Genomic DNA, 5290 nt, shown 5'->3' with positions numbered 1-5290 from the left:
GCACCAAAGTGCTTGATTTCATCAAGGCATGTGAGGACAACGATATGCGTCTCGATGAGGCAGATGTCATTGTATCCGGCGGCCGCGGCATGAAGAGTGCTGAGAACTTCGGTATCTTAAAAGAGTTGGCAGATGTGCTTGCAGGAACCGTAGGATGCTCCAGAGCAGCGGTTGACGCAGGCTGGATGCCGCAGAGTAAGCAGGTAGGACAGACCGGCTCCACCGTAACCCCGAAAATCTACTTTGCATGTGCCATTTCCGGTGCAGTGCAGCACGTAGCGGGCATGAGCGGATCCGGCACCATCGTAGCCATCAACAAAGATGAGACCGCACCGATCTTTGAGGTTGCGGATTACGGAATCGTGGGCGATGTCTTTGAGATCGTTCCGGCTCTGGTAAAAGAATTAAAAGCAAAGCAGCAGGCGTAAGACCACAGGAAAACGGACCGGCCAAAGACTGGTCCGGGGCATGCATGACAGGTGAAACAACACGGGAAAGCGCGTTTTGAACGCGCTTTCTGCGTATAGAGAGAAATGCACCGGATGCGGGAGCGCTGCGGAAGGATAGAAGGAGGCAGGTTATGTTTGAGGAAAGGAAAATCAATCCGGAACTTCTGAAACAGTATCGAGAGCAGGGGTACTGGAAAAATGAGACGCTTCTGGACTGCTGGGAGCGGGCCGCAGCGCAGTACCCGGACCGGGAATATGTGGTGGATGACCGTGGTTACCGCTACACCTACCGGGAACTGGACGAAGCGGCAGGCCGGGTAGCCTCCTACCTGATGGAGCTTGGAATCCGCCCGGGCGAGGTGGTTTCCTACCAGTTCCCGATCTGGAGTGAGTTTGCCATGCTGACCATTGCCTGTTATAAGGTCGGAGCTGTGGCACACCCCATTGCCATGTCCTATGAGGAGAAGGAACTGGCAAGAAGCTTAAACGTAACCGAGTCCCGCTGTTATTTCGGTCCGACTTATTTTTACAAGACCGATTATGAGGAGCGGATTCTGGCTGTCCGCGATCAGACGCCGCTGTTAAAGGATATTGTGCTGATTGACAGCGTGAAACCGGCAAAAAGCAGTGTCCGTCTGCTTCGGGAAATTCTGGCTTCCTATGAGCCGCTTCCGAAGGAACAGTGCGTCCACACGAAAAACGGACAGGACATCGCGGTGATCCTCTGTACCTCAGGGACGACCGGCGGCACCAAGGGCGTGCTCTTAAGCCATGACAATGTGCGCTTTGCGGAGGAAGCCTTTAACCGGGAACTGGGTCTTACAAAGGAAGATATCATGTTCATGCCAGCGCCGCTGCATCACGCAACAGGGTTTCATCACGCCATCATCGCGCCGATGCTTTACGGGGGCAAGGTGGTGCTGCAGCAGAAGTACCAGTGCCGTGCGGCTATCGATCTGATGAATCGGGAGAAGGTAACCTATTCCATGGGAGCGACCCCGTTCATTTATGATATTTTGCGGGAGCTGGATGCCAACGGCGGCGGCCTTCCTACACTGAAATTTTATCTGTGCGGCGGTGCTCCGGTGCCGGGATATCTGGTACAGCGGGCCAACCGCTATGGAATTCTGCTGTGTGAGGTGTATGGCTCCACGGAGAGCGTTCCCCATGTGTTTGTGAGACCAGAGAAAGCGCTGGAGAAAAACGGAACAACTTCCGGGTGGGCTGTGGATGGAATGGAAGTCCGGGTTGTAGATGAGGATGGCCGGGATGTGCCTTTCGGAACCCCTGGTGAGGAATGGTCCCGGGGACCGGCGGTTTTTGCCGGATATTTAAAGGCCCGGGATATTACGGATGGTGTTCTGGATGACGATGGCTGGTTTCACAGCGGTGATCTCTGTGTTATGGACGCGGAGGGCAATATCCGCATTATCGGACGAAAAAAGGATATGATCGTCCGGGGCGGGGAAAACCTGAATACCAACGAGATCAACGATGCACTGGAGGGCTGTCCGGGTATGGGAGACCATACCATCATCGGAATGCCGGATGACCGTCTGGGAGAGCGGATATGTGCCTTTGCGGTGCCGCTGCCCGGGTATGAGGAACTGTCTATCTGTCAGGTACTTTCCTATTTGAAAGAGAAGAAAGTGCCGAAGCGGTTCTGGCCAGAGCGCCTGGAGCTGATTGACCGGATTCCCCACACGGGAAGTGGAAAGGTGAAAAAATATCTGCTGCGGGAAGAACTGGAGCGCAGGAATAAACAGAACGCTGCAAGTTTGGAGCACCCAGAGCAGGAATGCAGGCATATGCAGGAATGTAAGCATATGCAGGAAGGAGAACGGATATGGAACAGGTATTTGGAGCAAGACGGTGCCGCGACACCAGAAAGCCCCGTGCAGAGCAGTGCCCTGACGTAACGTTTTACCGCTGCAGTACCTGTGGAGCACTGTTTCCGGTAACGGGAGCCGAAAAGGCAGAAGGACTTGAGATATTCTGCTGTGGAAAAACGGCGGAAAAACTGGAGCCAAGAAGACCGGAAGAGGTGAAAGAGGTAATTGAGGCGGATTACCAGATTACCGGCGGCTACAATGACAACGCGGTGAAGGTTTCCTGGAAGCGGAAGCCTTATGGCAGCCACCCGGAATGGGTTTACTTAAAAACTTTCACCGGTGGCTATTTGAAATATATTTCAGATGGAAAACGCTCTCCGGTTGTCTTTGCCCTGGCTGACACAGATGCGTTCTGTTATTGTGACGAAGACCCGTGTCTGGAGTGTGTGTTCCGCTGCAAACGGGGGTTTACAGCATATTTTTATGATGCGGAGGCAGGTCTTGTGGAGCTGCCGCTGGATAAGATGACTGCCCACTGGCAGTCAGGGGGAAAAGCACCGGAGTAGGTCTTTTCTTTACCATAAATTGTTAATATAATAACGAAAAGAGGCGCGCGACTGAATTTTACAAAGGAGGGGTTTCGACATGATAGCAACAATCGGGTTTATCTTGGCAATCGGACTGCTGGTGTACATGATCATTCGGGGGATTGACATGATCACAGCCACCGTCGTGACTGCGGCGGTGATTCTGGTAACCAGTGGACTGAATGTATGGGATGGTTTTCTTACAACATATTCTGGAGGAATCGGAAGTTTTGTGACTTCCTGGTTCTTAATTCTCGGACTTGGCGGTGTGTTTGGCCAGCTGGTTCTGGAAGCCGGGCTTGCGACCCGGATCGCAAAGACACTGACAGAAAAGCTGGGAGCAAAGATGGTGGGAGCCGTCATCCTGATCTGCAGCTTCTTCATCACGCTGCTGGGAATCAACGGCTACATCATGGTGTTTGTGCTGTATCCGATCGCGGATAACTTATTAAAGCAGAACAAAATGGACCGGCGCGTGCTGCCGTTTCTGATCCTGGGCGGTGGAGCCTGCGCCAACGGCTTTGCTTTCTCCCTGGATGTCTGCAATGTGCTTCCAAGCAATTATCTGGACACATCACTGGGCTCTTCCCCGGTTCTGTCTTTCCTGTTTACAGCCATTGCGGCCATCAGCTATTTTGTATATTTCAATTATGCGCAAAAGCAGAGCAGAAAAAAACACAGCGTGGAAGAACTGCTGGCCATGTATCCGGAAAATGAGAAGGAAGAGGATGAGATGGAGTTGCCAGGATTTGGCATTTCTGTCCTTCCGTTCCTTGTGGTGCTGGGAGCGGTTGTTGTGACCTCCAGCTGGGGAACCTCCACCAGCATCCTGTTTTCTCTGGCAGTAGGAATTCTGCTGATCGTGCTGACTCAGTTGAAACGGATCAAAAAAATCAAGGCATCCATTAAGAGCGGCAGTACCTCCGGTCTGAATTCCATGCTGACGGTAGGTGCGGTTATGGGGCTTTCCCGAGTGCTGGGTGCATCCCCGGTGTTCCAGAATCTGCAGGCAGTTGTGCTGAATCTGAATATGCCGATGTATCTGAAAGCATTTTTCGGAACCACGGTGCTGACCGGACTGACCGGCTCGGCCATTTCCGGTGAGACCATCTTTATGGAAAGCTTCGCCCAGGCCTTTGTGGATATGGACATTAATGTACAGGCCCTGCACCGCATTGTGACGGAGGCGGCTCTGGTGTTAAACAAGCTTCCGAACTCTTCAGTAGCGATTCTGACCATGTCTATCTGCGGATGCAGATTTAAAGACAGCTACAAGCATGTGCTTCTGGGAACCACGCTTCCGTGCTTTATTGCGGGACTTCTTTTGGCTGTGCTTGCAACTATGGGATTTGTATTCTAAAAAGTACATGAAATATTGACAGAAAAAAGACCGGTATGGCTGATCAGTCAGCTTCATATCGGTCTTTTTCACAGCTCTGGAAAATTAAGATTCCGGAGGCAGGTTTAAGCAGTGCGCAACCATGAAGTTGGCAAAAGCCTCCACGGCGGCCGTGATAAAATTCTTTTTGCTGTAAACGAGATAGAGCATACGGGTATCTTTGGGAACATCCGTTAAATGGATCTTTTTCAGATTGTCAAACTGCTTTAAAAACGAGGTATCTGCCACGATGGCCGTCTTGGAAGAATGGTTGATGCGTCCGGCGATGGAAATCTCGTCATCGTAGGAGTAGGCAGCTTCCACACCTTTTTCTTTCAGAATTTTGCGGATGGTTTTGCCAATGGGAATGGTATCGCGGTAGGTGGAAAGCATATAGCCTTTTAAGGCAGTCAGCTCGATGGAATCGTGAACAGCCAGCGGATGGTCATTCCGGACGATCACCACAAGTTCCTGATAGGTGATGGGAACAAAAACGAGGTCGTCTTTGTTTTCCACCATGGAGCATAAACCGATATCGTAGGTCCCGGCAGAGACTCCTTCTGCGACCGGAATGGATTTTTCATGGAAGATATTGAAGCTTACCTGCGGGCATTTTTCGTGGTAAAGATCGAGGGCATTCGGGAGAAAATCGCCAAGAAGCGTCGGAATACAGCCAATGTCAATGGTGCCGGTGACAGAATCCGATTTTTCCCTTACGGCGGCAATGCCGTGTTCCAGGATCCCCAGTGCCTGGTTCACGTACTCATAGAATTCCTGACCGTATTTGGTAAGCTGGATTCCGCGGCCCTTTTTCTGGAATAAGGAAACGGAAAGTTCATGCTCCAGGGAAGCAATGGAATCGCTCAGGCTCGGCTGCGTGATATAAAGTGCTTTGGCTGCTTCGGTATAATGCTGAACTTCAGCCAGTTTTCGAAAGTAATAAAGCTGTTGTAAATTCATAACCTTTCTCCTTTGCCATCATACATTCCATTATACAGGATGAACAGGAAAAATTCCAGAAGAACGCATAAAAAGTGTTAATAA

The 5290-nt window shown here is 51.1% G+C and carries 5 protein-coding genes; 4 read left to right on the top strand and 1 reads right to left on the bottom strand.

Annotated elements, in window-relative coordinates; genetic code table 11:
- The 4 genes from ACMP1L_RS01650 to ACMP1L_RS01635 form a co-directional block, all read left to right on the top strand.
- Positions 1 to 428: electron transfer flavoprotein subunit alpha/FixB family protein (locus ACMP1L_RS01650; RefSeq protein ID WP_418451827.1), on the top strand; the 428-nt coding region annotated here is incomplete at its 5' end.
- 152 nt (positions 429 to 580) lie between these two features.
- A complete protein-coding gene (gene fadK, locus ACMP1L_RS01645; RefSeq protein ID WP_418451826.1) occupies positions 581 to 2368 on the top strand; it encodes a medium-chain fatty-acid--CoA ligase in 1788 nt (595 codons plus the stop codon).
- The gene (locus ACMP1L_RS01640; protein ID WP_177303460.1) at positions 2296 to 2847 is read left to right on the top strand and encodes a hypothetical protein; all 552 of its coding nucleotides are present in this window, start codon (positions 2296 to 2298) and stop codon (positions 2845 to 2847) included. Before fadK ends, ACMP1L_RS01640 begins: the two co-directional genes overlap by 73 nt.
- A gap of 79 nt (positions 2848 to 2926) precedes the next feature.
- Positions 2927 to 4228 carry a GntP family permease gene (locus ACMP1L_RS01635; RefSeq protein ID WP_418451825.1) on the top strand — a complete coding sequence of 434 codons (1302 nt, stop codon included), beginning with the start codon at positions 2927 to 2929 and terminating at the stop codon, positions 4226 to 4228.
- 84 nt (positions 4229 to 4312) lie between these two features.
- On the opposite strand, the gene ACMP1L_RS01630 is transcribed toward ACMP1L_RS01635, so the two are convergent.
- Positions 4313 to 5206, bottom strand: a complete 894-nt coding sequence (locus tag ACMP1L_RS01630) for a LysR family transcriptional regulator (RefSeq protein ID WP_418451824.1) — start codon at positions 5204 to 5206, stop codon at positions 4313 to 4315.
- Positions 5207 to 5290: the final 84 nt, after the last annotated feature.

Source organism: Ventrimonas sp., assembly GCF_048380235.1.
Lineage (GTDB): Bacteria > Bacillota > Clostridia > Lachnospirales > Lachnospiraceae > Brotaphodocola.
Note: the sequence above shows the minus strand (reverse complement) of the source record. Positions and strands in the feature narration are given on the sequence as shown.